At 45.8% G+C, this 25028-nt stretch carries 21 protein-coding genes; 12 read left to right on the top strand and 9 right to left on the bottom strand.

Features of this window, described 5'->3' with window-relative positions; all coding sequences use genetic code 11:
* The first annotated feature begins 107 nt into the window (after positions 1 to 107).
* The 6 genes from Q4Q57_RS02595 to Q4Q57_RS02620 all read left to right on the top strand — a co-directional run bounded on the left by Q4Q57_RS02595 (position 108) and on the right by Q4Q57_RS02620 (position 10617).
* Positions 108 to 1055 (top strand): LysR family transcriptional regulator, encoded by a 948-nt coding sequence (locus tag Q4Q57_RS02595; protein WP_006082852.1) that lies wholly within the window; start codon positions 108 to 110, stop codon positions 1053 to 1055.
* A gap of 295 nt (positions 1056 to 1350) precedes the next feature.
* Positions 1351 to 2559, top strand: a complete 1209-nt coding sequence (locus Q4Q57_RS02600; protein WP_311889614.1) for a NupC/NupG family nucleoside CNT transporter — start codon at positions 1351 to 1353, stop codon at positions 2557 to 2559.
* A 351-nt stretch (positions 2560 to 2910) separates the two neighbouring features.
* On the top strand, positions 2911 to 5208 hold the full coding sequence (locus tag Q4Q57_RS02605; RefSeq protein WP_311889616.1) for a hypothetical protein: 2298 nt from the start codon (positions 2911 to 2913) through the stop codon (positions 5206 to 5208).
* A gap of 12 nt (positions 5209 to 5220) precedes the next feature.
* Complete coding sequence (locus tag Q4Q57_RS02610; RefSeq protein WP_311889617.1) at positions 5221 to 6948, top strand: hypothetical protein; 1728 nt, start codon at positions 5221 to 5223, stop codon at positions 6946 to 6948.
* 116 nt (positions 6949 to 7064) lie between these two features.
* Positions 7065 to 9377, top strand: coding sequence for a hypothetical protein (locus Q4Q57_RS02615; protein ID WP_311889619.1), 2313 nt, complete (start codon positions 7065 to 7067; stop codon positions 9375 to 9377).
* 142 nt (positions 9378 to 9519) lie between these two features.
* Positions 9520 to 10617, top strand: a complete 1098-nt coding sequence (locus tag Q4Q57_RS02620) for a calcium:proton antiporter (protein WP_063883781.1) — start codon at positions 9520 to 9522, stop codon at positions 10615 to 10617.
* A gap of 29 nt (positions 10618 to 10646) precedes the next feature.
* Here the strand turns inward: Q4Q57_RS02620 and Q4Q57_RS02625 are convergent, their stop codons facing one another.
* From Q4Q57_RS02625 to Q4Q57_RS02645, 5 genes are all read right to left on the bottom strand, one after another.
* A complete protein-coding gene (locus tag Q4Q57_RS02625) occupies positions 10647 to 12272 on the bottom strand; it encodes a rhomboid family intramembrane serine protease (protein WP_311889621.1) in 1626 nt (541 codons plus the stop codon).
* 192 nt (positions 12273 to 12464) lie between these two features.
* Positions 12465 to 13430 carry a D-alanyl-D-alanine endopeptidase gene (gene pbpG / locus Q4Q57_RS02630; RefSeq protein ID WP_220592148.1) on the bottom strand — a complete coding sequence of 322 codons (966 nt, stop codon included), beginning with the start codon at positions 13428 to 13430 and terminating at the stop codon, positions 12465 to 12467.
* 394 nt (positions 13431 to 13824) lie between these two features.
* A complete protein-coding gene (locus Q4Q57_RS02635; RefSeq protein ID WP_311889624.1) occupies positions 13825 to 14316 on the bottom strand; it encodes a GNAT family N-acetyltransferase in 492 nt (163 codons plus the stop codon).
* A gap of 178 nt (positions 14317 to 14494) precedes the next feature.
* Entirely contained in the window at positions 14495 to 15214 is a 720-nt protein-coding gene (locus Q4Q57_RS02640) for an LrgB family protein (protein WP_063883784.1), read from the bottom strand.
* A gap of 2 nt (positions 15215 to 15216) precedes the next feature.
* Complete coding sequence (locus Q4Q57_RS02645) at positions 15217 to 15651, bottom strand: CidA/LrgA family protein (RefSeq protein ID WP_006082862.1); 435 nt, start codon at positions 15649 to 15651, stop codon at positions 15217 to 15219.
* A 122-nt stretch (positions 15652 to 15773) separates the two neighbouring features.
* Between Q4Q57_RS02645 and Q4Q57_RS02650 the strand changes: the two genes are divergently transcribed.
* Positions 15774 to 16664, top strand: a complete 891-nt coding sequence (locus tag Q4Q57_RS02650) for a LysR family transcriptional regulator (RefSeq protein WP_063883785.1) — start codon at positions 15774 to 15776, stop codon at positions 16662 to 16664.
* Between the two features lie 7 nt (positions 16665 to 16671).
* Here Q4Q57_RS02650 and Q4Q57_RS02655 read toward each other — a convergent pair whose 3' ends face one another.
* Positions 16672 to 17490, bottom strand: a complete 819-nt coding sequence (locus Q4Q57_RS02655; protein WP_409438182.1) for a hypothetical protein — start codon at positions 17488 to 17490, stop codon at positions 16672 to 16674.
* A 433-nt stretch (positions 17491 to 17923) separates the two neighbouring features.
* Here Q4Q57_RS02655 and Q4Q57_RS02660 point away from each other — a divergent pair, with 433 nt between their 5' ends.
* From Q4Q57_RS02660 to Q4Q57_RS02670, 3 genes are read left to right on the top strand one after another with little or no spacing between them, the layout of a single operon-like run.
* Complete coding sequence (locus Q4Q57_RS02660) at positions 17924 to 18658, top strand: basic amino acid ABC transporter substrate-binding protein (protein ID WP_011847627.1); 735 nt, start codon at positions 17924 to 17926, stop codon at positions 18656 to 18658.
* Positions 18659 to 18665: 7 nt separating this feature from the next.
* Positions 18666 to 19346, top strand: a complete 681-nt coding sequence (locus tag Q4Q57_RS02665; protein WP_006085903.1) for an amino acid ABC transporter permease — start codon at positions 18666 to 18668, stop codon at positions 19344 to 19346.
* Positions 19339 to 20064: an amino acid ABC transporter ATP-binding protein gene (locus Q4Q57_RS02670; protein WP_283629999.1), complete on the top strand. Its 726-nt coding sequence runs from the start codon at positions 19339 to 19341 to the stop codon at positions 20062 to 20064. Before Q4Q57_RS02665 ends, Q4Q57_RS02670 begins: the two co-directional genes overlap by 8 nt.
* Before the next feature lie 454 nt (positions 20065 to 20518).
* On the opposite strand, the gene Q4Q57_RS02675 is transcribed toward Q4Q57_RS02670, so the two are convergent.
* Genes Q4Q57_RS02675 through Q4Q57_RS02685 form a run of 3 tightly spaced genes read right to left on the bottom strand, consistent with a single transcriptional unit; the run spans position 20519 to position 22595 of the window.
* A complete protein-coding gene (locus Q4Q57_RS02675) occupies positions 20519 to 21190 on the bottom strand; it encodes a PP2C family protein-serine/threonine phosphatase (protein WP_259562554.1) in 672 nt (223 codons plus the stop codon).
* Complete coding sequence (locus Q4Q57_RS02680; RefSeq protein ID WP_311889626.1) at positions 21187 to 21891, bottom strand: hypothetical protein; 705 nt, start codon at positions 21889 to 21891, stop codon at positions 21187 to 21189. The genes Q4Q57_RS02675 and Q4Q57_RS02680 overlap by 4 nt, the downstream gene beginning before the upstream one ends.
* A complete protein-coding gene (locus Q4Q57_RS02685) occupies positions 21888 to 22595 on the bottom strand; it encodes a hypothetical protein (protein ID WP_311889627.1) in 708 nt (235 codons plus the stop codon). The genes Q4Q57_RS02680 and Q4Q57_RS02685 overlap by 4 nt, the downstream gene beginning before the upstream one ends.
* A 747-nt stretch (positions 22596 to 23342) precedes the next feature.
* Here Q4Q57_RS02685 and nfsB point away from each other — a divergent pair.
* Both nfsB and Q4Q57_RS02695 read left to right on the top strand, forming a co-directional pair.
* Positions 23343 to 23996, top strand: a complete 654-nt coding sequence (nfsB, locus tag Q4Q57_RS02690) for an oxygen-insensitive NAD(P)H nitroreductase (protein WP_220592143.1) — start codon at positions 23343 to 23345, stop codon at positions 23994 to 23996.
* A 347-nt stretch (positions 23997 to 24343) separates the two neighbouring features.
* A complete protein-coding gene (locus Q4Q57_RS02695; protein WP_071940128.1) occupies positions 24344 to 24988 on the top strand; it encodes a DNA-J related domain-containing protein in 645 nt (214 codons plus the stop codon).
* Positions 24989 to 25028: the final 40 nt, after the last annotated feature.

A 25028-nucleotide genomic window follows, 5' to 3' on the forward strand; every position in this document is an offset into this window, starting at 1 on the left:
GTGCTGTTTTGTAAGCTTGGTTTGAAATAACACACGATTGGCACAAACGGCTGTCGGTTAAGGCTAGGCTAGCTTAAAATAGCGATTTAGATTCTAGAGGGCTTGGCGTGATACAACATAGAGCTAGCCAGATGGTGATATTTCACACTCTGGTGACCAGTGGCAGTTTTACCCAAGCGGCAGCTAAGTTAAAAACCTCGACCTCCTATGTCAGCAAGCAAATTGGCGCGTTGGAAGCTGAGCTGAACTTACTGTTAGTGCAGCGCACCACGCGCACCTTAGTGTTAACTGACGCTGGCCAGCAATTCGCGCGTTATTGTGAGCAAGTGTTTGAAGCAACGCAAAATGCCGATGCCATGATGCTGGATGCCCGCGACGACATTAGCGGCACGATTCGCCTCGGTTCCTCTCAATCCTTTGGCACCTTACACATCATCCCCGCGCTGGAAGTGTTGCAGGAAAAGTATCCCGAATTACGATTTGAGCTGAGCCTGTTCGACCATAAGGCCGACATGCTAGAAGAAGGTCTCGATCTGTGGATCACTAACCATGAACAGCTGAACGAAGGTTATATCGCCCAGCATCTCGCCGAGACTAACTTTGTGGTGGTCGCCTCCCCCGATTATTTACTCAAGCACGGCATCCCGCACCATCCACGGGAGTTAGCTCAGCACAATTGTGTTATCTATCAAAGTAAAAGCCGTAATTATGATCGATGGAGTTTTGCTAAGGATGACATTGAGCAAACCGTCAATGTCGCGGGGAATTACCGTGTCGACTTAGCCGAAGCTGTGCGTAATGCTGTGATTGCAGGAAGAGGTATAGGCTACGTGGCCACGTATTTACTCAGTGATGAGTTTCAAAGCGGCAAGCTTATTCAACTCTTACCCGATTGGAAACCGCTGCAACAGATGCCCGTTTACGTGGTTTACCCAAGGCGGCGCCATTTACCGACTAAGTACAAAGTGATTATCGAATGTTTAAAGTCCCATATCGGCCACCCGCCCTACTGGGATAAAAAGCTCAAACCTTGGTTAGGTAAGACAGTCACTTAAGCTATAGTCATTTAAGCTACAGTCACTTAAGCTGCATTTCAAACCAGCACTGACTACTGCACCAGCCTAAAGTCGTCTGTGGCGTGATTTCTATTATTGCCGCAGACACAAATATTATTTCCTCTGGGCAACAGTAGCCAAAATAACTTTTATTATCCAACATAAACAGCAACTTAAATAGTTGCTATTTTCGTCACTTTTATCGTAACAGCCCAGTAACGCCCTCGACTTGCCCTTACGCTGACTCGGCCTACAATGCGCGACTTCTTCTATCACTCAAAAGAATAAACCCATTATGACCGCGATATTAGGCATGATTAGCATCTTGTTTTTTGCTTGGTTACTGTCAGTGAACCGCAAGAACATTCCCTACCGCACTGTGATTTTAGCCCTAGGCTTACAAATTATATTTGCCCTGTTAGTGCTCTACGTCCCTGCGGGTAAGGGCGTATTGCAATCTGTTACGGCGGGCGTGTCGAGCGTGATAGCCTATGGCAACGAAGGGATTGGCTTTCTGTTTGGCGATCTCGCCACGGGTAAAGTCGGCTTCGTATTTGCGATCAATGTTTTAGGTATCATCATCTTCTTCTCGGCGCTGATTTCAGCTCTATACCATATTGGTCTTATGCCTAAGGTGATCAACATTATTGGTGGTGGCCTGCAGCGTTTATTGGGCACGGGCCGCGCCGAGTCTTTATCTGCCACGGCGAATATCTTCGTCGGCATGATTGAAGCGCCGCTGGTGATCAAACCTTATTTAAAGCACATGAGCGATTCGCAATTCTTCGCGGTAATGAGCTGTGGTTTAGCCTCAGTCGCGGGCGGTACCTTAGTGGGATATGCCGCTTTAGGTGTCGATCTTAACTATCTGATTGCCGCTGCCTTTATGTCAGCACCTGCGGGTCTGTTGATGGCAAAAATCCTCATGCCACCCAACGAAAATGACAAAAACAATTCAGATGAAATCACCTCAGTCGAACTGCCACGCGCCACCAATGTGGTTGAAGCCTTAGCCGATGGCGCTATGTCTGGCATGCGGATTTCAGTCGGGATTGGTGCCACTCTGCTAGCTTTTGTCAGCGTTATCGCCCTGTTGAACGGCATGTTAGGCGCTGTGGGTGAATGGTTCGGTTACCAGTTAAGCTTCGAATTTTTACTCGGTTATCTGTTCGCCCCTATGGCGTGGCTGCTGGGTATTCCTTGGCATGAAGCCATTACTGCGGGCTCACTGATTGGCCAAAAAATCGTGGTGAATGAGTTCGTGGCCTTTATCCAGTTAATGAAAGTCGAAGACCAACTGAGCGCCCATTCTCAGGCCGTAGTCACCTTTGCCCTGTGTGGTTTTGCGAACATTTCAACCATGGCAATTTTGATCGGTGGACTGGGTAGCATGGTGCCAGAGCGCCGTGAGTTTATCGCCCGTAATGGTTTTCGCGCCATTGCCGCTGGCGTATTCGCTAACCTCATGAGTGCGGCCATTGCCAGCGTGATCCTCTCGCTGTAGCTTGTTTTCGATAACAGCTTTCTGTCCTCGAGTATCAATCACTGATCTCGAGCATCGAAATAGAAACAGCGGATCCCAGCGTAAACCCAAATCAAGCACGCCTTGGTTTGGGTTTTGCTTTATCCCCCGCTTAATTATCCGCTTAAGCTCGTCTTTACTGCCGCAAGGCTGACCTAAACCTCGTCGCAAACAAAATAAGCACGGACAGTCTCTTTACCTTGCTTGCTCGCCTTTTAAGCTCACATTTTGATGACGTCGTTTTATTGCCTCAGATAGTTTTTGTGTATAATGTCGCCAAACCAAGATTAATACATTTACATTTCAATAACATGCGTAACCAAGGGAGCACAAATGGCCACAAGGAAATACAAGGCAGTTCACGCCGCAATCGTACTGACAGTGGCAAGTATCACACTCTTGTTAACCGCCTGCGATGACTCAACGACGTCCTCAGAATCGGTTACGGCGAATATACCCGCAGATCGCGAGTATCAGATTATTTCTACCATAAGCCTCAACGATGGTTTCGAAACTCGCAAAGTGTTGCAGGCACGATTACTGCTGGATTACCAATTACAAGATGTAGAGGGTAAGGCGGCCAGCTTGACCACACCGTTAACCCATAACGCCCGCTTTTTTATCCAACCTAACCTGTTGCAAATTAGCGATTATGGCATGCCGATCCCGGTGAGTAATATTGACCCCAAAGGCAAGTCCAATGAAATCTTTCAGTTGGTTAAAGATGGCTTTAATGTGGAATTTAGTAATGGTGAAGTCCGCGAACTGACCCCCATTGCCAAGATGGATCAAAAAGATATCAAGGAGTTATTTGAGCGCTGGCAAAATCTTAATCACTTGTTTAAACAAGCCCCAACCTTGCCTGTAGCGCTTGAGCCTAGCGTCGGTTATAGCATCAACGCCCCCATGGATGGGCGCTTAACTTGGACGGTTGAGCAAGTAAGTGAAGATAAGTTGATCGCCGTATTACAAGGGGAGAAAGACAAGTATAAGGCCTATGGCAAGTTCGAAGTTAACCGCAAAACGGGTTGGTTAGAGAGCATGGCGTTTTTTCAACGGGAAGAGCGCCAAGGGCGTACCTTTACCCACCGAACCGTAATGGCGCCTAAGGAGAGGCCGTATATCATGAGCACGCTTTGGCATGCCGATGATAGCTTTGATGCTGAGCGCGATAGGGATGATAGGCAAAAGGAGCTGTACCGCATTAGCGATATACCGCAGGAATATCGCCCCAATAATAAGGCATTTATTCAATCCTTATTACCTGATCAACAAGGTATTTTAGATAATCTTGGCCCTTGGGGCACTGATACCCCTGAAGATCTGCAATTGCGCTTTGTCCACAATATGAGTCCGCAATATGTGGAAGCCGATGTGCGTTATGAAGACTTAACCGCCTATGACGCAAACGGCAAACCGATTGACATTCACTTCTGGCAGCACGGTAAAGGTTGGGCGAGGAATTACCATCCCTCGATTGAGTCTTCAACCGATATTATTGCTACGGGTTGGGATAACACAGCGAATAAACTCAAACAGATAGACCATATTACTGCCAAGCTAACACTTATCCCACAGACGAATAAGATAGTCGAAAAGTCGTGGGATGAACTGCTGGCAACACCTTACACGGTTGGCGATGCCAGCCTAACAATCCAAGTGCTCGATGCCGAGGCGAAACTCTTTAAAGTCGTGTCAAAGCAGAGTGAGGATCAGAGTATTAATCTGCCTTTCCAACAATTTAAAGGCATGATGGCTGAGGCCCGTCGCGAAGGTAATTATCCCTCTTGGCTAACGGCGACGGAAAAGGAACTGCTAGAGCAATTGATTGGAGCCGATGAGAGCCATCACCTCACCAGCAACACACTGTTACTCAAGCTGGATGAAATTCCTAAAACCCTAATGTTAATTGAGCAACAACCCCAACCGGAGTTGACTCAAACCAAAACGATCCGCTTTGTACAATTTAGCGACTACAACAAAAATCTGGCGAATCCTCCCACCGAGTTTGGTAACGCTGGCCTAGGTAGCTTTATCAATCCGGCGCTAGATGCTGCAAAAAATGAGTTCAGTACGATCCAAGGGATAAAACCTGTAACTGACAATGGTCATAATCTGTATATTCCCATGTCAGCTGCCTTGGCAACCGCCTGCAAACCTGAAATAGATCAAGGTTTTAATGAGGGTAAAAATCCCGTCACTTGGCAGTTTGATCCCAACGCCCCAAACGGGGCAGCCTATAGTTTGATGACCCCAGACCGCGTGCGGCAGTTTTTCTACGATAAACAGATCAAGGGCAAGATCCATTGCCAAGGTGATATTCACTGGCAGCCTTTAGAACTGGCTGTAACCGACCGCCCTTGGTTAATCGATTTAGAGTCTTGGCTGACGCAAACCGGATATGGCAATGAGCCAAGTAGCGATCTTAAAAATTACTTTAAGGTCGAAGATGCCCAAGGCAACCTGTTAACCATTCGACTCCCCGAAAATACTGAGCAGCGGATAAACGAGGTGCTGGTCGATGGCCGTTATTTGAGTATTGCAGGCCCCGCCGCCAAGGTGAGTTATATGACGATCGCCAAAGAGCCCGTCGATATCCCCTATGAATTCACCTTTAAACCTTTGCCATAAAAAGGAGCGGTTATGCGTCTATTTACAGTAAAACGGCTCCTTGGAGCACTCGTGCTTATCAGTACCTCTGTCAATGCGGAAAAGGTGTTACTCGATGCCCATTGGAAGGTTGTCAAAGATGAGAAACAGGCTCAGTACTATTTAAAGCTATCGACTGAAATGATCGATGGCAATTATAAGGCTGAGGTCTATTACAAAAACAAAGATATGCTTTTCTGCGCCAGCGCCCTCGCCGATAACAAGATCGGTAAAAAAATCACCAGCGAACAATTTCGCGGTGCGTATCAATGTTACTTTGAGGATGGCAAACCGTACGAGCAAGGCTTTCGTAACGAGCAAGGCCAACTTCATGGCTTGCTTAAAAAATACATTGCCACCGGTCAACTGTATGTTGAAACGCACTATGAAAATGGCGTGAAACAAGGCCTAGAAACGAATTACTGGGAAGGCGGCAATATCCGTTACAAAGCGAGCTATCAAAATGGCAAAGAAGTCGGCATAAGCGAACTCTATGATGACGAAGGCAAACTTAGAGGTAAAGTCTGTAAAAGTGGCACCTGTGTCACCCAATACTATGACAATGGCAACTTACACCTCGAAATCCCCATGGTGGATGGGCTCAAACATGGCAACGAAACGAATTGGGGCTTTGGTAAACTGCTTTCGACCCAAGCTTATGTTAAAGATAAAAAACAGGGGGATTATTTTGAATACTTCCCGGATGGCAAGGTCGAGCGCCACTACCAATATCAAGCTGATTATAAGGTCGGTGAGCAACTGACTTACTATGAAAATGGCCAGATCAAATTAAAGGAAGTCACCAACGATAAGGGTGATGTCCTCCAAGCTATCGAATACGATGAACAAGGGCAAATTAAAAAAACCACAGACAGCAAATACCAAGGTAATAGCTGGGTTTATCGTAAACAGCAGCGCTATCGCGATGGCCAATTGATTGAGACTCAAGAAGAAGACAAACTCAAAAACTGGTCACTCTCCGAAACCTTCAAAAAAGGCTTGTTAATCGAGCGCCAGGAGCGACTCAATAAGCAATTGAATGGCTTACAGATAAAATCTTTCGACTACAACGATGTCATCACCCTCTCCCGCGAATATTATCAGGCGGGTAAGCGTGAAGGCGCCTATGAGACGGTGAAAATTGAGCCAGCCACAGGGAAAACTCAGCTAGTAGAGCAAGGTCAATATGCCAAAGATAAACAAGCAGGTACTTGGAAGAAATTTCAGGACGACGCCACCCTCACCTATAGCCACGATGATAATGGTGAGCTCCACGGTGAATACCTCAACAAGACCAACTCTGGCCAGTTGCTTGAATCTATTAACTTTAAACATGGCAAGCCCGATGGATTAGTCCAGCGTTACGCCAGTAACGGCCAAGTGTATGAAAAAGGCGAATACCGTAATGGTGAACAGGATGGCGATTGGATATTTACCGATGGTGAGTACGGTTTCCGCCCAATTCCCAACCCTGAAAGACGCTATTGGTATGGTCGCTTCGACCAAGGTAAACGAGTCGGCCATTGGGAATTACGCTCATCTGAAGACTATGTGCTCCAAATCGCCAATTATGACGAACTAGGCAGGCTTGATGGTAAACAATACGAGTTTAAGGATCATGGCTGGATACGGGTGATTAATAGCTACCATAATGGCCAGTTTTTAAATCAGGAAATGCCACCCCCTGTGGTCACTTCTGATGATGTTTTCCCTCGGTTTTAGCTTAAGCCTAGACGCTGTGCACTGCATTGAGTGCACAGCGCAATAGATAATTAAAATTAGGATTCTTACATAGGCCGTACATACCTTGGCCTTAAGACCCAGAACAAGGAATCAGCATGTTCAATACCCCATTTCGCGTGATTAGCCTCGCCATTGCAGGGGCTAGCATAGTGAGTCTCCATGCGCAGGCCACGCAAAATCTCTCCTCCATGATGGTCGAAATTCGTCAGCAAGACGGAATTCCCAGCTACTACAATCTCGCCACTGGCATGCCCTTAAATGGCGATATCGCCATAGTCCGCGATAACCAAGGATATACCTTAGGTCAGTTTTCCGAAGGGATACCGAATGGTAAATGGCAAATATTTCATACCAATAACAGCAAGCTTATCGAAGGAAACTATCAGCAAGGTTATCAAGATGGCACTTGGCGACTGTTCGATTTAAGTGGTGCAGTCACAGAAGAGCAGCAATTTACCAAAGGCGTGCCCACAGACGAATGGAAGGAATACAACAGCAGCGGCCAACTCACCCAAACAACGCGCTATAAAGACGGTAAAAAAGAGCAAGTAAAACGCTTCTATGCCAGTGGTAAACTGCAAGCCCAAGAAAGCTACCTCGATAACCTGCGCCACGGTAAATGGGAAAGTTTCTATGAAAACGGTACTTTATCCCAAAGCCAAAGCTATGCGAACAACCAACTCTCCGGCCCCTATTTAGAGCAAAATCCCGACGGGCAAGCCTCTGTGACAGGCCGCTTCAATGCCGAAGGTCGCCGCCAAGGATTGTGGGAAACCTTCTTCGACGATGGAACTAAATCGAGTGCCAGCCAGTTCAACCTTAATCAGCTCGATGGTGAAGAACGGACATTTTATCCCAATGGCGAACTCGCCAGCCTATGCCAATATAAGGCAGGGCAACGCCAAGGCAAGTGTCAGCAATTTAACGATGCGGGTAAATTACTAGTTGAAGAACAGTATGTTAACGACGCTTTAGATGGGCAGCAGCAATATTTTAATGCCGAAGGAAACCTCACCAGCGATCTCAACTATAAGCAGAACCAACTTGCCGGTACGCAAAAGTATTTCTACGACAATGGCCAACTTAAGGAACTGCGCAGTTATCAAGACTCAACGCTAGCTGAAAATGGCCAATATCCGCTTCATGGCCCATCGGAGCGTTATGATGCCGAAGGTAATTTACTCGAAAAAAGCCACTACGACATGGGCATTCGAGATGGACTATTTGAGCGCTATAGCGCAGGCAAACTGCAATCTTCTGAGCAATGGCAACAGGGGCAGCGACACGGTGAATCACGCCGTTACCATAGCAACGGTCAACTGCGCAGCTTAGATGAATATGTCGAAGGTAAACTGACGGGTAAATCAGAGTCCTACTTTGAGGATGGCACTGTTAATGAGCGGGGCAAACGCATTAACGGTCAATGGGTTGGTCAATATGAATCCTTTTATGACAATGGCAAACCTCGCGAACTCGCCCATTATGCCTCGAAGAAAAAGGAGGATGCCAGCCGTTATCCGCTCGATGGCCATTTTGCCCGCTGGTATGCCAATGGCGATCCTAATGAGGAAGGCGAATATCAAAACGGCAACAAACAAGGCTTATGGATCCAGTACCGCGAAGGCCTAAAACAACGGGAGCAAACCTTTAACGATGGAAAACTCAATGGTGACTATATTGAGTATTACCACGGACGTCGCCGTGCTGCTGGGCAATATCTCGACAACCAAAAAACGGGTCTGTGGATTGATTATCGCTACGAAGAAAAAGACCCTACCTATGGCACGATTCCAGAAGGGAATATCCAACAAAAAAGCCATTGGCAGGAAAACAAGCGTCACGGAGTTAGGGAGTTTTACAGCTTTAAGCAAGTGGTTTACCGCTCCGAAACCTATGATAAAAATGATAAAACAGGCCCGTATGCCGAATATTATCCCAATAATGGCCAACTAAAACTCAGCGGCACTATGAATAAAGGCAATCAAACTGGGCTATGGGAAAGCTGGTTTGAGGATGGGATACAAGCGGCCAGCACTGAATTTTTAGACGGGCAAAACCATGGTCAATCGAAGGAATACTACAGTAACGGCCAACTCAAACTAGAGGCCACATATGCCAAAGGCTCGTTCGATGGTCAAGTTAAACAATATCACCAGAACGGTAAGCCACAACTCGTTGAAACCTGGGTTAAAGGCCAAAAAGAAGGCGATGCCAGCTATTATCACAATAATGGTAAGTTAGCCGAGCAAGGCACGTATCTGAGGGATCGCAAGGAAGGTCTGTGGCAAAGCTTTTGGCCTAATGGCGAAAAACGCACCGAAGGCAGTTACATCAGTGACCGAGAGTCAGGTGATTGGAATCACTATGATCAACTCGGTAAGCTGATTAAAACCGAGCACCACGGCTAACCTAGAAATGGGGTTTAGGATTAAAAAGCGATCTAGCTCAAATAATTATCCTTAACCCCAAATCTAAAAGAAGTTTCATGCAAAGTGTGCCATAACAAGTGTCTATACTAACGGCCTTTTTTTCGCTTTGGACAAACTGCCTATGAAGACATTTATGAAAGACGAGTTCGCCCTGCTACTGGGAATACTGACCTTAGTATTCTTCAAAACCGGTGGCGATAGCCTACTCGCCGATGGCACTGCGCTCTCGACCTATATTCCCGTATCACTCGCCCTATTAGGCGTTGTCACTTGGGCTATCTTCTCAGTGGTGCGCCACTCTGATGCGCTAGCAATTAAGCTTGGCGATCCCTATGGCACTTTAATCTTAACCCTGTCGGTGATATCACTCGAAGTGGTGATGATCTCCTCCGTGATGCTGACAGGAGAACCTAACCCTGTGATGGCGCGCGACACTATGTTCGCCGTGGTCATGTTGATTATCAATGGCTTAGTGGGATTCACCTTATTACTTGGCGGCTGGCGTTACCACACCCAGCTTTTTAATTTAGATGGCGTAAAATCCTATTTGGTCGTCATTATCCCCCTCGCCTTACTCTGTTTAGTGTTGCCCAATTTTACCGAAGGCGGCACTATCGGCAGCATGTCTAAAGCCATGTCTTGGATGCTGATCATTATTTCGATTCTGCTCTATGGCGTATTTTTAGTCGTACAAACCAAGAGCCACAGTCATTTCTTTGTCGATGCCGATCATGAAGACCACGAGGAACACCACGGCATATTACGCAGTAATGCCTATCATACCGTGCTATTGATTGGTTACTTGCTTGTGGTGATCTTATTGGCAAAAACCTTAGCCATGCCAATCAATTACAGTGTCGCTACCTTAGGCGCACCGCAGGCATTAGGTGGCTTTATCGTGGCCTGTTTGATCTTGTCACCCGAAGCGGTGGGCGGATTTAAGGCGGCATTAAACAATCAATTACAGCGGGCGATGAATCTGTATTTCGGCTCAGTACTCGCCACAATTGCCCTTACCGTTCCCGCAGTATTAATTATTGGCGGCGTGATAGGTCAAGAAGTGCATTTAGGCTTGTCACCCGCCGACATGGTGCTGTTAATCACCAGTTTAATGGTCTGCAAGGTCAGCTTCAGCAGCGGTCGCACCAATGCCCTGCACGGCGCGACGCATATAGTGCTGTTTATCGTTTACTTGTTCTTAATGTTTGAACACGCCTAAACCTTCTTAAATCCAAAGCCGAGCGCGACTTATTTGCGTCTCGGCTTACGCTTTTTAACTGGGCTATGGCCCTCAATCTTCCGAGTCCCCTGAGCACCTCGAGCCACCTGAGCACCTAGAGCATAACGCAGCGAAAGGTAACCAACCCATAACCCACTCAGCAATCCGCCAACATGGGCAGCATTGTCCACTCCACCCAATAATCCTGCGACCAGACTTATGGTCACAAAAAATGCCAAGTTAATACTCAGTACCCAGTTAATATCCTCAGGGAAAATCTTTTTCCAAACCCAAATCACGAGTATGCCTAATAACCCCATAATGGCGCCTGATGCACCGACACTCACAGTGGCATCATACCAACAGATACTGGCGATACTCGCCAATACCCCAGTGATCAAATACGCCAAAAATAGTCGCCACTTACCGAGTACAGGTTCAAGAAAGCTGCCGACAAAAAACAAGCCGTAAAGATTCAGCGCTAAGTGGGCTAAACCGCCATGGATAAAGGTACTCGTGATTAAGCGCCACCACTCACCAGCAAGCACTTTAGGTCGAAAGTTAGCCCCCCATTCGAGCATGAAACTACCCTGTAAATTAATAAAATGTTGGCTTGACCATGCCATAAGGATAAACACTAATACATTGAAATACATCAGAATAGGAGTTGCAATAAAACCCGGCTTGGGCCGTATCATTTCAAAAAAATCGTTAAGCTCGGCGATTGTGCCCGCATGGTTAAAACGCTTTGTAACTGTTTCAGCCTTAAGAACCTCTTCATCCAGTTTCACCCGCAGCAAGAGCACAAACCAGACTAACGCACCTGCAACAAACCAAATCAGCATCCAAGCGAGTTTGTGGCCATTACGGGCTTCAAATGGCTCAAACTTCGGCATAAAAATCGTTGGGTATTCAGCTTGATAAAGCGGACTTTTCTCTGCTGCGCTAAGTAAGTCTCTCTGCAGCGACGAAGGGGCTAATCGCTCAAGGTAAACAAACGTTTGCGGGTCAAACTGATCAAACTCACGTTGGGATTGAGTCAAAAATGCCTTGTATGCTTGTTCCTTTTCATCGGGTTCGAGTCTATTACTGATCTCCTGCTGATAAGTTTTACCATACCAAGCTAAGACAGAAGTTCGGCGACGATCGGCGCCACTCGCAAAAATCGGCATCGCAATATAGAGCGTCATATTCAAGTGACTGTTACCTTTTCCTGTCACCTCAATCTTTCGCTGCACACCAATTTGCGCCTTATCAATATAAGCTTGCTGTAACTGGTAATACTGTGTCTTTTTATGCAGATACAATTCTTGGATCGATGCTAATTGGGTTAACTGACCCGTTGCTGTTTTAAGATACTCCTGCGCAATAATGCAAGGCACAGCCACGAGCTGCACGGCGAAAAGTAGATAGAAAAAGCGCGAATTATCCTTAACAAACTTCAGCAGTTTTAGCCTTGGCCTCAGAAAAATAACCAACAAGAGCCATGACAGTATCAGTGGTAATCCCAAATTGACCAGATCTTCATCTAAGCTAAAAAACTCAAATTTAATCAACAACAGCCAATGGATTAAGCTGTAGCCAGAGATAAATAACAGGCTCATGAATAAGAAGGGAAAATAGATCAGTTGAAGTTTTTTTAGCAGAACAGCCACGCGTATTTCTTCCTTGAGTACATCAATCACTATGGTAATAATACCACGGGGAATTTACCAAAAATCATCAAGGACTTACAGTATTAAAAAAGCCAAAAGCCAGATGGATTGCTCATCTGGCCTTTGGTTTTTTAGTCTTTATAAAGCCGTTAAGGCAAGAGATATGCTCCTGCTCGACTTCTAGGTCAAAGCCTAGGTCTCACTCAACTTAGCTAATTGCTGCTGGCTACGCTGTTTCTTATATTGCTTAGCTTCGGCAGGGATCGGGGTGACTTTGCCTGTCTCTAACCAGTTACGTAAACGGTTTGCATCGGCAATATGGGTATATTTACCGTAGGCATCGAGCACCACAAAGGCCACTTGGCGTTTTGCCATTTCAGTGCGCATCACTAAGCAATGCCCAGCTTCGTTAGTAAAACCAGTTTTGGTGAGATGGATATTCCAGTTATCTTTATAAACCAAACGGTTAGTGTTACGAAAATCTAAGCTGTATTTAGGTTTAGCAAAGGTGACCGTCTTTTTCTCGGTCGAACTCAATTGGCCTAGCATAGGATAACCTTCACTGGCCTTAAGCAGCACAATTAGGTCGCTGGCACTAGAGACGTTTTTGTACGACAAACCCGTCGGCTCAACATAACGGGTATTCTTCATGCCCAGAGCTTTAGCTTTGGCATTCATCGCCTTAATAAAGGCTTTATGCCCACCGGGATAATGGTGAGCAAGGCTGGCTGCTGCGCGGTTTTCTGATGACATTAAGGTCAGCAATAACATGTCTTTACGGCTAATTTCACTGCCGATACGCACTCTAGAATAGACGCCGCGCATTTCTTTGGTGTCGTTAATATTAACCGCTAACTTTTCGTCCATCGCCAGCTTTGCATCTAAAGTCACCATGGCCGTCATTAGCTTAGTCACTGAGGCGATGGGCACCACGGCATTAGGGTTACTCGAATACAACACTTCATTGGTTTTAAGGTCGACCACCATAGCACTACTCGATGCCACTTCTTGCTGTTTTGCAGGTGCTTTTTTAGCGGGTGCATTTTTGTTGGCATGTTTAGTAGTGACAGAGGCCGAATCGGCTGAATGCGCTGTCGCGGCAACAGTGAGACTGCTGCATACAAGGATAAAACTACTGAGCAGAAAACGGATCTTCATTTAGATTTCACTGAATAGATAAGGGATCGATTGTGCTATGGCACAGGTTTGGCTAAGTATAGGAGTTCTACCGTGAAAGAAATAGAATGCAATTAGACTTTTATCTGCAAGATCAGCAGTTTCTCCTCGATTTTTCTTATGTAAAACCAGCTTAACCTGTCACTAATCTTGAATAATCAAGCGGCTAGATCCAGTCTTTTGACTTACTACAGCAACTACGTCTTTAAAAGAGAGTTTTGGCAGTAGAATCATTGGCAATAAAAATAATGAACGACTTTTTATACTTTTAACAAAAGCGGTTGCAGTTCAGGGATTTTAAGGATTGGAAGATGTGATTTATGGCGTATAAACGCATTAACATACGCCATAAATACCGAGATTGAGCCGTTATAGGCTAACGTAAAACAAATTCGAGCAATGCTTCAGTATCTTGGCTCTCTTGAATTAATTGACCCGTCAGCACAAACCCGTGTTTTAAGAGGACTCGCTGGGAGGCTAGATTATGCTTAGCCACTTCGGCAAAGAGTGGCCTCGCACTCACTAAAGGCAAAAATTGCGCTAAGGTTTGGGTCGCGATGCCTTTGCCCCAGTAATCACGGTCAATCCAATATCCTATCAGCGCCTGCCCGTCACTATGCCAATGGCCTATGTTGCCCACAAACTTGCCATCGAAATCGATAGCCCTCGCTAGCACATTGACTTGTCCAAGAATATTCCCATGCCAATGCTTAAAAAACGCTTCCCGATCCCTTGGTGGAAACTGTGCAAGCTGGTTAGCAATGGGATCGCTTTGATGGGCAAAAATCGCCTCAAGATCAGTTTCTTCAACCGGACGTAGACTCACGCTTTGTTGTGTTTTTAACGGTTTATCTCGCTCATTAGACATCTGTAATCATCCTGAATACTTTGTATTTCAACTGGGTACAGCATGCCATATTTAGGACGGGTCACAAGCAAAAAAAAGGGCGCATAACTGAGAAGGTGTTAGCGCCCGAAGAGGCAAATTTGCCAAAATTGAGGTGTGTAAATTCAAGCCATAAAACTCACACGATAAAATTCAAAACCTAGATAAAAATCAACGCAAAAACGGGGGCGCCTAACACCATAGCGATACCAATAAAAATCATAGTCAAACTGGCGATAACGCCTTCTTGCTGGCCGATTTCAGTGGCTTTTGCCGCGCCAGCACCGTGGGCCGAGGCGCCCAGTGCCACACCTTTACCTAACGAAGTACGAATCCGCATAAATTTGAATAACGGCTCACACACCAGCATGCCAATCACGCCTGTGATTAACACCATCATGGCCGTCAACTCAGGCACGCCGCCAAAGGCACTAGTGGCCTCCATCGCGAAGGGCGTCGACACCGAACGCACTAGCAAACTCTTAGACAATTCCACCGGCAGAGGCACAAATTTCACCAGCAGCCAAGAAGACAGCATCCCCAGAAATAATCCCGCCGTTACACCTAACCCTATCGTCAGCGGATATTGGCGGATCAAGTTACGCTCACGATAAATCGGTAAAGCGAAGGCGATAGTCGCGGGCGCTAACATAGCCATTAACCAATGGGTGTATTCAAAATAGGTTGGCAATGGGATCTTAAGGTTAAACACCAATAAGGTAATCACTATCGGCGCTAACACTATGGGCGCTAACCACCAGACTCTGTGGTACTTATAGAGACGCTTAGCGCCGAAGTAACAAAATACCGTCAGCAATAAACTAAATAGGGCTAATCCGGTCTGCGACAACACAAAATCCACTACTTTTGAGTCAGTCATAACTAAGCTGCCTTAGCGTGGCGACGGGCCTGCTTTTTGATGTTCAGTTGGCGCTCAAAACGAAACACTCTGTCGACCACAAAACCGGTACCAAACATCACACACACACTGCCCATCACTAAAGTGAACAATATATTGGTGCCGTATTGCTCAAACAAACCTTCGTACTTAATGACCGAAATCACTGGCGGGATAAAAAACAGCAATAACTCACCAATCAACCAAGCGGCGCCCAGTTGTACGGCATTTTCTGGAATGAGTTTAAAACCTAATAAAAATAAGAGTATGCCTAAGCCAATCACACTCCCAGGAATAGGAGAATGTGCCCAAGTGGCGAACCAATGACAAGCAAAGGACAGTAAACAGAAGAGGCCGATTTGGGTTAATAACAAAGCCCAATGTCGACACTGACGTATTGCGGCTTGTGGGAATGACATGATTTTCTCGGTTAGAACAAAGTTTTCTATGGGGCTATTCTAGGCTTGCTTATTTGATAAAAAAAATGAATATTAAGAATGTAATACATGAATTTTAAGAATGCATTTAAAGGTGAAGCCCAATGGACCTCAAAGTTATTCGCTATTTTATCGAAATCGTCGATGCCGGAGGCTTTGGTAAAGCCAGCGATAAAGTCCACCTCACCCAACCTGCGTTATCAAAAGCCGTGCGCCAGTTAGAACAAGAACTCGATCTCACCTTACTTGAGCGCGGTAAACGCGGCACCCAAGTTAAACTCACTCCCGCAGGCGAAGTCGTTTATCGACACGGTAAAGACCTGCTCGCCGGAAGGCAACGCATGCTCGCCGAACTCACGGCGCAGCGCAGCTTAACCGCAGGCGAACTCAATCTGGGATTAGCGCCGCTGGGCAGCGCCGAGATTTTTGCCCCCATTATTGCCAAGTATCGCCAGCAATATCCGCAAATAGACATGCACTTGCTCGTCCGTGGCGGTGTAGAACAAACTTCGGCGATCCAAAAGGGTGAGATTGAACTGGCCACAGGGATTATCGATTTTGATGACGGCTATGATGGTATTCGGGTGTTTAACGATCCTATGGTAGTGGTGCTTCCCAAGGAAAATCCGTTATCCACCCGACAGATACTGTCGTTTAGCGATCTCAGTGCCGACCCTCAGGTGATGTTCGAAACCGAATACACCCTCTATCAATTAGTGCTCAATGCCTGCCGACACGCCGGATTTGTCCCTAAAAACATCACCCGCGTTAGCCAAGCCGATTTCGGGATTGCCTTAGTCGCGGCGGGCACTGGGGTGATGGTATTACCGCGCTCTATCGCGCGGCGCTACAGCGTGCCCGGCGTCGTGAATATCCCGCTGGCGAGTGACGAGCTGCGCTGGGAGTTATCGCTCTTTTGGCGCAAAGACCAAGTATTGTCCTTTGCAGCTCAAGCCATGATCGCTTTAGTCGAGAAGCACTTAACTCATAAGTGACACTATGTTACCAAGGGATCACTAAGCTCAAACGCACTAGCGTATCGCTATCCCATGGCAGAATAGGCAAATACTCAGCCGAGTTAATATCGACTTTGGCATAGTGGTCTAAATTGTATTGCGTGTGCTCGGCGCTCAACACGAGCATGCTGTTAGGCCGCCAAAAATCGGTTTGGTAACTCAGCTCAAAGCGATATTGATTCTCTAACCATTTGCCCTCGTCCTGCCATGTCTGCGCGGCCACTTGCATATGTAGCTTAGGCGTCACATCCGCCCCTAAACTCCCCATAAAGGTATAAGCAAACGTACCATTGCCAAAATCGCCACGGTCGTAACCTCGGGTTCTAGGCACATCGTCATCGATTTCGAGATAGTAATAACCCGCACCCGCCTTGAACTGGGCCTGTAATGCTTGCCCATCAAAGTTAGCTGTCAGCCCAGGAAATACCTTAGCTTGTTTCTCAACCGAGCTAACGGTATTACGCTTTCCCTGTAAATCGAACTGCCAACCGAATGAAAACGCGGGATTAACACGATAAAGTTCACCGCTCGCGGCATAGGCAGACTTAAACCACACAGGGATGTGGTCAGGGTCGAGTTTATCGACATCTACGTCTATATAGGCATCCAGCGCCGCCGTCAGCAAAATATCGTTTTGGGTTTTATGTTCTAACAATAGACTCGCATTCACCCCTAAGGTGTGAGAATCCTCGACCACAAAATCATGGCTGCCTAAGCTGTAATGCCACTGAGTTTGCTCTTCGGCCTGCAGTGCACCCGATAAGCACAGGGCTAAACACACTAATGCTGAGTTGAGATAGTTCACTTTTAACTCCTGAAACATCGTTTCTAGCTTGATAATCAAATCAGCCAGAGGATTAAACTGCATAAAATAGGAATAACACCAACTAAGGTTGCCGTTAAAGAGCGGCTAAACTAGCCAATTTAATCAAAGAATAATAGGCGATAGTTCAAATTATGACACTCTCATTGAGAAGCCGCTAATAAACACCACAGAAGTATAGATAGCCAAAAACCTAACAGTAACAATAGTTATAGACCAAAGCACAATAATTCAACCCAGAAAAAACAACTTACACACAAATTTGTACAGGAAAGCAGCGGGCCTCAATCTTGCGACTTAAAACTGCAAAATAAAAATGAATTTTTAATCAAATTAATAGCATAATTATTGACACTTAATGCTCATCTGCCTATAGTCGCCACACTGATAGTGAAATCGAACAAGAGAGTCTTAAATGAAAAAGTCCATGTTATTAGGCGGCCTGACCTTAACTGCCACCTTGTTGTTAGCTGGATGCGGAAAAAGCGATGACGTGTTAGTCGTTGGCACCAATGCCGCCTTCCCTCCTTTTGAATATGTTGGCGGCCAAAGTGGCGATGAAATCAAAGGCTTTGATATCGATCTGGCCAAGCAAATCGCTAAAGACGCGGGCAAGACACTGAAAGTCGAAAACATGAAATTCGATTCACTGATCGTCGCGCTTAATTCAGGCAAGATTGATTTTATCGCCTCGGGCATGACGATTACTGCTGAACGTCAGGCCAACGTAAACTTCTCAGAGCCTTACTACGAAGCGACTCAAGTCGTACTAGTCAACAAAGATAACGATAGCATTCATACGCTTGAAGATATTAAAGGCAAACACTTTGCGGTGCAGTTAGGCACAACCGCTGACATTATGTCGAAAAAATACACCCAAAATATCACCGCCTTTAATACGGGTTTCGAAGCCATTATGGAGCTTAAAAATTCAAAGGTAGATTTAGTGTTATTCGACAGCGAACCTGCCGCTAACTATCTGGCTAAAAATCCTGAATTAAAGATGATTAAACTGGATTTTCCTGCTGAGTTTTATGGTTTCGCCGTGTCAAAAGAGCAGCCTGAACTGCTGGCGAGCATCAATAAAACACTGGCTAACATGAAAGCCGACGGCCAATATCAGACGCTCGTTTCTGCCCATATAAAGTGATATCAGCATGATAGACGCAATTAATACCTCGCTGTTTAGCCCGATTGGCGAAGATGGCATGATAGGCATACTGCTGATATTAAATGGTTTGAAAGTGACGTTAATCGTCACTTTCTTCGCCATGTTATTAGGCGCAGTGTTAGGCATTGGCACCACCTTTATGAAGATGTCGTCTAAGTGGTATATCCGCTTCCCCGCCAATCTTTATGTCGGTGTTATCCGTGGCACGCCAGTGGTTGTGCAGTTAGTGATCCTTTACTTCATCGTACTTTCAGCATTAGATGTCGATAAAATCACCGCCGCCATCATCGCCTTTGGCCTCAATAGCGGCGCGTATATCTCTGAGATTATCCGCGCGGGCATTCAAGCCGTCGACAAAGGTCAAACCGAAGCGGCACGTTCGCTCGGTTTATCCCAAGCGATGACCATGAAGTCGATTATTTTGCCCCAAGCGATCAAGAATATTCTGCCCGCACTCGGAAATGAATTTATCGTGCTCCTCAAGGAAACCGCCGTTATTGGCTTTATCGGTGGCGTCGACCTTATGCGAGCCGGTGAAATCATCCGTAGCCGTACCTTCGAGGACAGTGTGCCGTTATTTACCTGTGCCCTTATTTACCTATTCCTGACCTACAGCTTCACGTTTGTGCTGTCGAAATTTGAAAAGAGGTTGAAACAAAGTGATTAAAATAACCAACCTGCATAAAAACTTCGGCGATAACCTCGTGCTCAAGGGCATTAGTGAGCATATTCGTCAGGGTGAAGTGGTGAGTGTGATTGGCCCAAGCGGCAGCGGCAAGAGTACCTTTTTGCGTTGTATCAATCTGTTAGAGCAGCCAAGCCAAGGCGATATCGAGATTGAAGGCCAACTCATCACAGCGCCAAATGCGAGCGTAGATAAACTGCGGCAAAAAGTGGGTATGGTGTTTCAAAACTTTAACCTGTTCCCCCATAAAACCGTCATTCAAAACATCACCTTAGCACCCATCAGCCTAAAACTGATGACGCCAGCTCAGGCCGAAACGAAAGCCCTCGACCTACTGGCACAGGTTGGCTTAAGTGACAAAGCCAATGCCTATCCCGCCAGTTTGTCTGGCGGCCAAAAGCAAAGGGTTGCCATTGCCCGTGCATTAGCGATGGAACCAGACTTGATGTTATTTGATGAGCCGACATCGGCACTCGATCCAGAAATGGTCGGCGATGTGCTAGACGTGATGAAAGACTTAGCGCTAAAGGGCATGACCATGGTGATTGTCACCCACGAAATGGGCTTTGCGCGCGATGTATCCGATCGAGTGATCTTTATGGATGGCGGTTATGTAGTTGAATCAAGCCCGCCAGATGAGCTATTTAGCCACCCCAAAGAAGCCCGTACCCAAGCGTTTTTAAGCAAGGTATTGCGCTAGCTTAAGCGGCTTTAGTTAAATTCATTATTGGAGGCAGGGGCGGATTGCCATCTTGCATAGCTCTCTGGCTTGCCTTTTTAGCACTAGCGTAACCTGTAGATTTAAAAGAGATACGTAACCCACTTTTAGACAGAAGCACGTAAAAAATAGAGGGTTAGTACGACAAAATGACTTGTTACTTGGTAACTTAAATGCTGACTCCTACGGATGGGCGAGCCATGGCATTCGCTCATCGACTCGCAGCCAGTCCATCCGTGGATGCTCGACCGCCCCGTCCATGGGGCGGACGGTCGTCTCGCAAATCACCCTAGCTCACCTTTTTGGCATTAGCGTAATCTGTAGATTTAAAAGCCTTATGCAGCACGCTTTTGGACAACTATTAGTTTCGCCATGCGATTTAACCAAGCCAAATCAAATTAGTTTTTTTATTAGGAAGTGCAATTCCGTCCAGTTGCTAGACCAAGATAACACTGAAATTATCAGATGCACTGCTTGCCAATTCTGGCAGCATTCTGTCAATCACTTCCATACTGAGAACCTGAGTCCCTTCAAGATCCACCTCTACATATGACCAAAAGCCGTCACTACATAGCAACATGCACTGGGGTTCTGGATTGTCCAAAGAGTAAACCTTTAGACTCTCTCTTATAACACCAGGTTTAATCTTACAAGAAACCAAGTGTCGAGCTTTCAAGTAACTGTCCCTATCCAACACCCCGTCACGATGCAGTTTATAGTGAGGAACGTCGTCCACTGTCTTCCAATCAACGCCTTCAGGAGTTAAGAACCCCAGCCGACAATCTCCACAATGCGCAACTACCAAGCTATCGTTCAACTTCAATGCGGCAGTCGTACAAAATGCAAAGCTGACTCTCCGTTGCTCTAAGGACCTTACAGCATTGATGATTGCATCACCGAGGGCTGTTTCATCACTAATAATGCCCCCTGATAACTCACCTTTTAACAGCTCACAAAACTCACTAACTGCTGCTGCAGTGTTCTCATTGTGACCAATGCCATCGCAAACAACATAGAAGTGCCCACCTTGAACAGCCCAGTGATCTGCGTAATCGGCGTTTACTTGCTCACAGCCTCCTACTTCACAAGCTAAAATGCTAGGGGTCAAAGAAGAAACTCCTTAGATGAAAGCTCATTAAAGCGCTCTTCAATCATTTCAAACCTTTCTTCCTCTTCGCCATTCAGAGCATTTCTTAACAAGTAGTCAAAATCAGAGTTAGCGATGAATTTGGACATTGCCTCTTGAACGAACTGCCTAAGTTCAATGGGAGATTCTTTTACTTCGTCAAGCAAAGCATCCCTGCCATTAACTAACACGACAATGTCCTCAGCATCTTTACTACTCAGCATATCCCTACCACGAGTAGCGAACGCCACAAGCTTTGTGGCCAATAGATGTTTAGCTTGGGCTATTTTTATTGTTAACCCATCTGGCAGAGTGTATGTGACAGACTCTTGAAGCCCGACCTGAAACCAGGGGTTTGAAAAACCAAGAATGTCTTCTTTATCAGGCATCACATCAACTAAAATACCCTCACATTCGAATCGACACATTGGTGCTTCTTCGCCTTTTTCGGGTATAGACGGTTTGAATCCTCGACTACGCAGCTGTTCTGCCAACACCTGATAACCATAATAACTCGACACTGAGACAATAAAGTCCACGTCCTTAGTACTACTGATATCAATGGGTTGAGCATCATCTAAGTGAAGGGACACAGTGGCCCCTCCAACAAACGCTACCTGCTCCAATAAGTCGTTACCCAAAGCATGAGCTATGGGCAGTATTAATGCTTCATGTTCTGTCATGAATTACCTTTCAACTTGGCTAGGTAAGGCATTGCTTCCTCTTTCTCCCTAGCACTACCCACTCTAAAAATATCTAATAATGCCAATTGCTTATAGAGCCACGGATCAATCATAACCGCTTTTGGCACTGATTTGTAAATAGGGGCTATGGCGATCCCCTTAACAGTCCCTCGGGCACAAGGCCAGACGGTAGGAAATTCAGCTGAAGAGACGAATATATCTTTAAATGATGAAGCAGCACTAGCGGTTGGGATACCTCGGACAACTTTCCCTCGCTCGACAAAAAAGCTAACTCCTGCACCGAAGCGGACATAGTCAATTAGTACGGTCTTATTGACTCGGACGCCTTTGTCCCCTCTTTTTATCAATAACCCTGCTTTACTCGCTCTTTTGATTGCTTGACTTACTTCACTGAGGGACATAAAAAGCTGTTGCGCCAACTTTCTATAAGTCCAACTAGCTCGTTGTTCTTCCGACTCCCCTTCTAGGATGAACTGTTCAATCAATGCTAGATCTGCAGCTTCAAAGTCATCTGGTTCATCAGAAACGATAATCTCATCCTTTTCCCTGTCGTACACACTTATTGGTTCAAATATTACCCATGGAGCCTTCCTTGAGTTGTGACTTCTACTCTCTACAGATGAGCAACCAATTTCATAACTCAGAATTTTAAAAGTAACTAATAGATCTTGTGGTTTAAGCATAATCCTGCTCCGCTGTGTTTTCTGTTCGCGAACAGAAAACACATTCAAACAGAAGGTAAAGACTTTTGCAAGAAAATTGCGGTAGCTGGACAGAATTGGCATGTTGGACCTGATGGTCTAAAGCGTTTCTGTCAGATTAGGTAAAGTATGGAAAATGGAGAGTGAGTTGTCGACATGAAGCATCAACTCTAACTGACTTTGGGGCAAATAGCTTTTTAGCTAAACGAACAGCAGAAGTGTTAGTTAAGATTGGCATTGTTGCAACTGTGACCGTTGGCGGCATGGATGCCGTCGTCGAGCCCTCAGGGACGAGTTTATGGCGAATCACAGGGGAAACAATGACAATGAATGCTGCACAACTGACAACAAAGTTATCTTGCTTTGGGGCAAAAAAGTGACAATAAATTCAGGATGACTAAAGGTTCCTTTACCTCGGCTTTGGAGGGTTAATAGCCATTCAACTAAGGCAGCTAAAGCTTTGCCCTAATCTTTGCTGCCAGCATCTGTCCCTGATATTTATCTATAATTTCCCTAAAATGAAATCGAGCTTCAACGGTAAAGACACCGATTCCCTATCCAAAATCTCAATTAAACGACTTGGCGTTTTACTCCTTTTTAGCGTTGCATCGGCACCCAGTTTCAAATTTTTTTTGAAACTAATACCTGTCTTGATCACATTGTTTTTTACTTGAACCTGCTTAAAATGCTGCCATTGAATTTGTATTCCTGATGATTTGGAGCTGTTACATGAGTGATTTAAGTTTCTTCGCCAAAAAACGTTACACCACTAAAGCCTTTGATCCAACAAAGACGATTCCAGCGGAAAAAATTGCAGACATCAAAACCCTACTGCAATTCAGCCCTTCGTCAGTAAACTCACAGCCTTGGCATTTTGTACTAGCGAGCACGGCTGAGGGAAAAGCGTTAGTCGCTCAAGCAACTGAGAATTATGCCTTTAATACCCCAAAAATCCTCAATGCTTCCCATGTGTTGGTGCTCTGCACTCGTACTCAATTAGATGAAGCGTATTTGCTGCAAATCCTTGAACAAGAGGAAAAGGATGGCCGCTTAGCTAATGAGGAAGCAAAACAAGCCCAGCATAATGGCCGTTCATTCTTCGCCAATATGCATAAGTTTGAGATGAAAGATGCCCAGCATTGGATGGAGAAACAGGTCTATTTAGCGCTTGGCACCTTAATGCTCGGTGCAAGTGTATTAGATATTGATGCGTGTCCGATCGAAGGTTTTGATGCCACTAAAATGAATCAAGTCTTAGGCTTAAGAGAACAAGGTCTATGCGCCTGCGTAGTTGTCGCCTTGGGTTATCACGCAGAAGATGATTTCAACGCTAAATTGCCTAAATCTCGCCTAGAACAAGAGGTGATTTTCACCGAAATCTAGTTCTACCTCTTAAGTGAGCAATCAGCATGCCCTTGATTTGATGTGATATAAACAAGGGCATATTTTTTAGCGCAGTAACCCGCTTCAGCAACAACATCCTAAAACCTGCCTGCTATTAACGGCTTATTTGCACAAGAAGCCATCTAAAGTAGGAGTAAACCACCACGGTATTGCTCTAAAATTCATCTTTGCCTACACTTTGCCTCTATGGCATGATTTGCTGCACAGTCCAGAACGGCATAGCTTAGTGGATCATCGTTTATCGTAGTTTCGAGTCATCTTTTTTGCAGCCCAGCGGTTTTATCGGCGCATTGGTCACACTCACAATTTAGGATGGGACAGTCAGTATGTTATTTGCCAAACCCTCGCTCACTGAAGAACCTCAATCGATTCGAGTTGCAAACACTAAGGGCGATAACCCACTGATTTGGCCATTACTCACGGTTTTACAAGCCTCGAACCAAAGTTGGAAAATTCATCATTTAGCCACAGAATTACAAACTCAAGGGCTGATCCACCAGCTTGATGAAAATCCGGGTAACGATTTATTCAAACGTAACTTCCTGCTGATGAACGCCTTGTTTGAACTGCAAGAAATATTACTGCCAAAGCAATGGCTGCAAGTCAAAGCCATGGAAATCCAAATCTTCCGCTTAGTCCCATCGAACGTTAACCTGCTGATTATGCAAGATACGTCCCTGCGTGAGTATTATCTCGATTGGAATAACTACGATACCAGCGAAAACGTAGTGCGTGAATTGCTTGAGGCCTTCTGGAGCAATTATAAGAGCTATATTGGCTTAAATATCAATCTGATGAATAAGGGTAATGCACTGCGGGTTTTCGAATTAGACGAGAGTGCTACCGCCCGTGATATCCGCAAGCAATGGCGCCGTTTAGCGCTCAAGTGGCACCCAGACAGACCCGAAGGTGATGCGGCGCGTTTTCGCGAAGTGTGTGAAGCGTGGCAGTCACTTAGGGACATTGCCTAAGCATTTCACCAGCGAGAGCACTTGCCATTAATCAACAACT

The sequence above is a fragment of the Shewanella sp. SP2S2-6 genome (assembly GCF_031931965.1).
Classification (GTDB): domain Bacteria; phylum Pseudomonadota; class Gammaproteobacteria; order Enterobacterales; family Shewanellaceae; genus Shewanella; species Shewanella baltica.

What these genes read in the sequence shown, in the direction of transcription:
- nfsB (WP_220592143.1), top strand. Translation starts at nt 23,343, where the DNA reads ATGAGTGATTTAAGTTTCTTCGCCAAAAAACGTTACACCACTAAAGCC.
- Q4Q57_RS02650 (WP_063883785.1), top strand. Translation starts at nt 15,774, where the DNA reads ATGGACCTCAAAGTTATTCGCTATTTTATCGAAATCGTCGATGCCGGA.
- Q4Q57_RS02645 (WP_006082862.1), bottom strand. Translation starts at nt 15,651, where the DNA reads ATGTCATTCCCACAAGCCGCAATACGTCAGTGTCGACATTGGGCTTTG.
- Q4Q57_RS02600 (WP_311889614.1), top strand. Translation starts at nt 1,351, where the DNA reads ATGACCGCGATATTAGGCATGATTAGCATCTTGTTTTTTGCTTGGTTA.
- Q4Q57_RS02635 (WP_311889624.1), bottom strand. Translation starts at nt 14,316, where the DNA reads ATGTCTAATGAGCGAGATAAACCGTTAAAAACACAACAAAGCGTGAGT.
- Q4Q57_RS02610 (WP_311889617.1), top strand. Translation starts at nt 5,221, where the DNA reads ATGCGTCTATTTACAGTAAAACGGCTCCTTGGAGCACTCGTGCTTATC.
- Q4Q57_RS02620 (WP_063883781.1), top strand. Translation starts at nt 9,520, where the DNA reads ATGAAGACATTTATGAAAGACGAGTTCGCCCTGCTACTGGGAATACTG.
- Q4Q57_RS02680 (WP_311889626.1), bottom strand. Translation starts at nt 21,891, where the DNA reads ATGACAGAACATGAAGCATTAATACTGCCCATAGCTCATGCTTTGGGT.
- Q4Q57_RS02665 (WP_006085903.1), top strand. Translation starts at nt 18,666, where the DNA reads ATGATAGACGCAATTAATACCTCGCTGTTTAGCCCGATTGGCGAAGAT.
- Q4Q57_RS02660 (WP_011847627.1), top strand. Translation starts at nt 17,924, where the DNA reads ATGAAAAAGTCCATGTTATTAGGCGGCCTGACCTTAACTGCCACCTTG.
- Q4Q57_RS02695 (WP_071940128.1), top strand. Translation starts at nt 24,344, where the DNA reads ATGTTATTTGCCAAACCCTCGCTCACTGAAGAACCTCAATCGATTCGA.
- Q4Q57_RS02685 (WP_311889627.1), bottom strand. Translation starts at nt 22,595, where the DNA reads ATGCTTAAACCACAAGATCTATTAGTTACTTTTAAAATTCTGAGTTAT.
- Q4Q57_RS02640 (WP_063883784.1), bottom strand. Translation starts at nt 15,214, where the DNA reads ATGACTGACTCAAAAGTAGTGGATTTTGTGTTGTCGCAGACCGGATTA.
- Q4Q57_RS02615 (WP_311889619.1), top strand. Translation starts at nt 7,065, where the DNA reads ATGTTCAATACCCCATTTCGCGTGATTAGCCTCGCCATTGCAGGGGCT.
- Q4Q57_RS02605 (WP_311889616.1), top strand. Translation starts at nt 2,911, where the DNA reads ATGGCCACAAGGAAATACAAGGCAGTTCACGCCGCAATCGTACTGACA.
- pbpG (WP_220592148.1), bottom strand. Translation starts at nt 13,430, where the DNA reads ATGAAGATCCGTTTTCTGCTCAGTAGTTTTATCCTTGTATGCAGCAGT.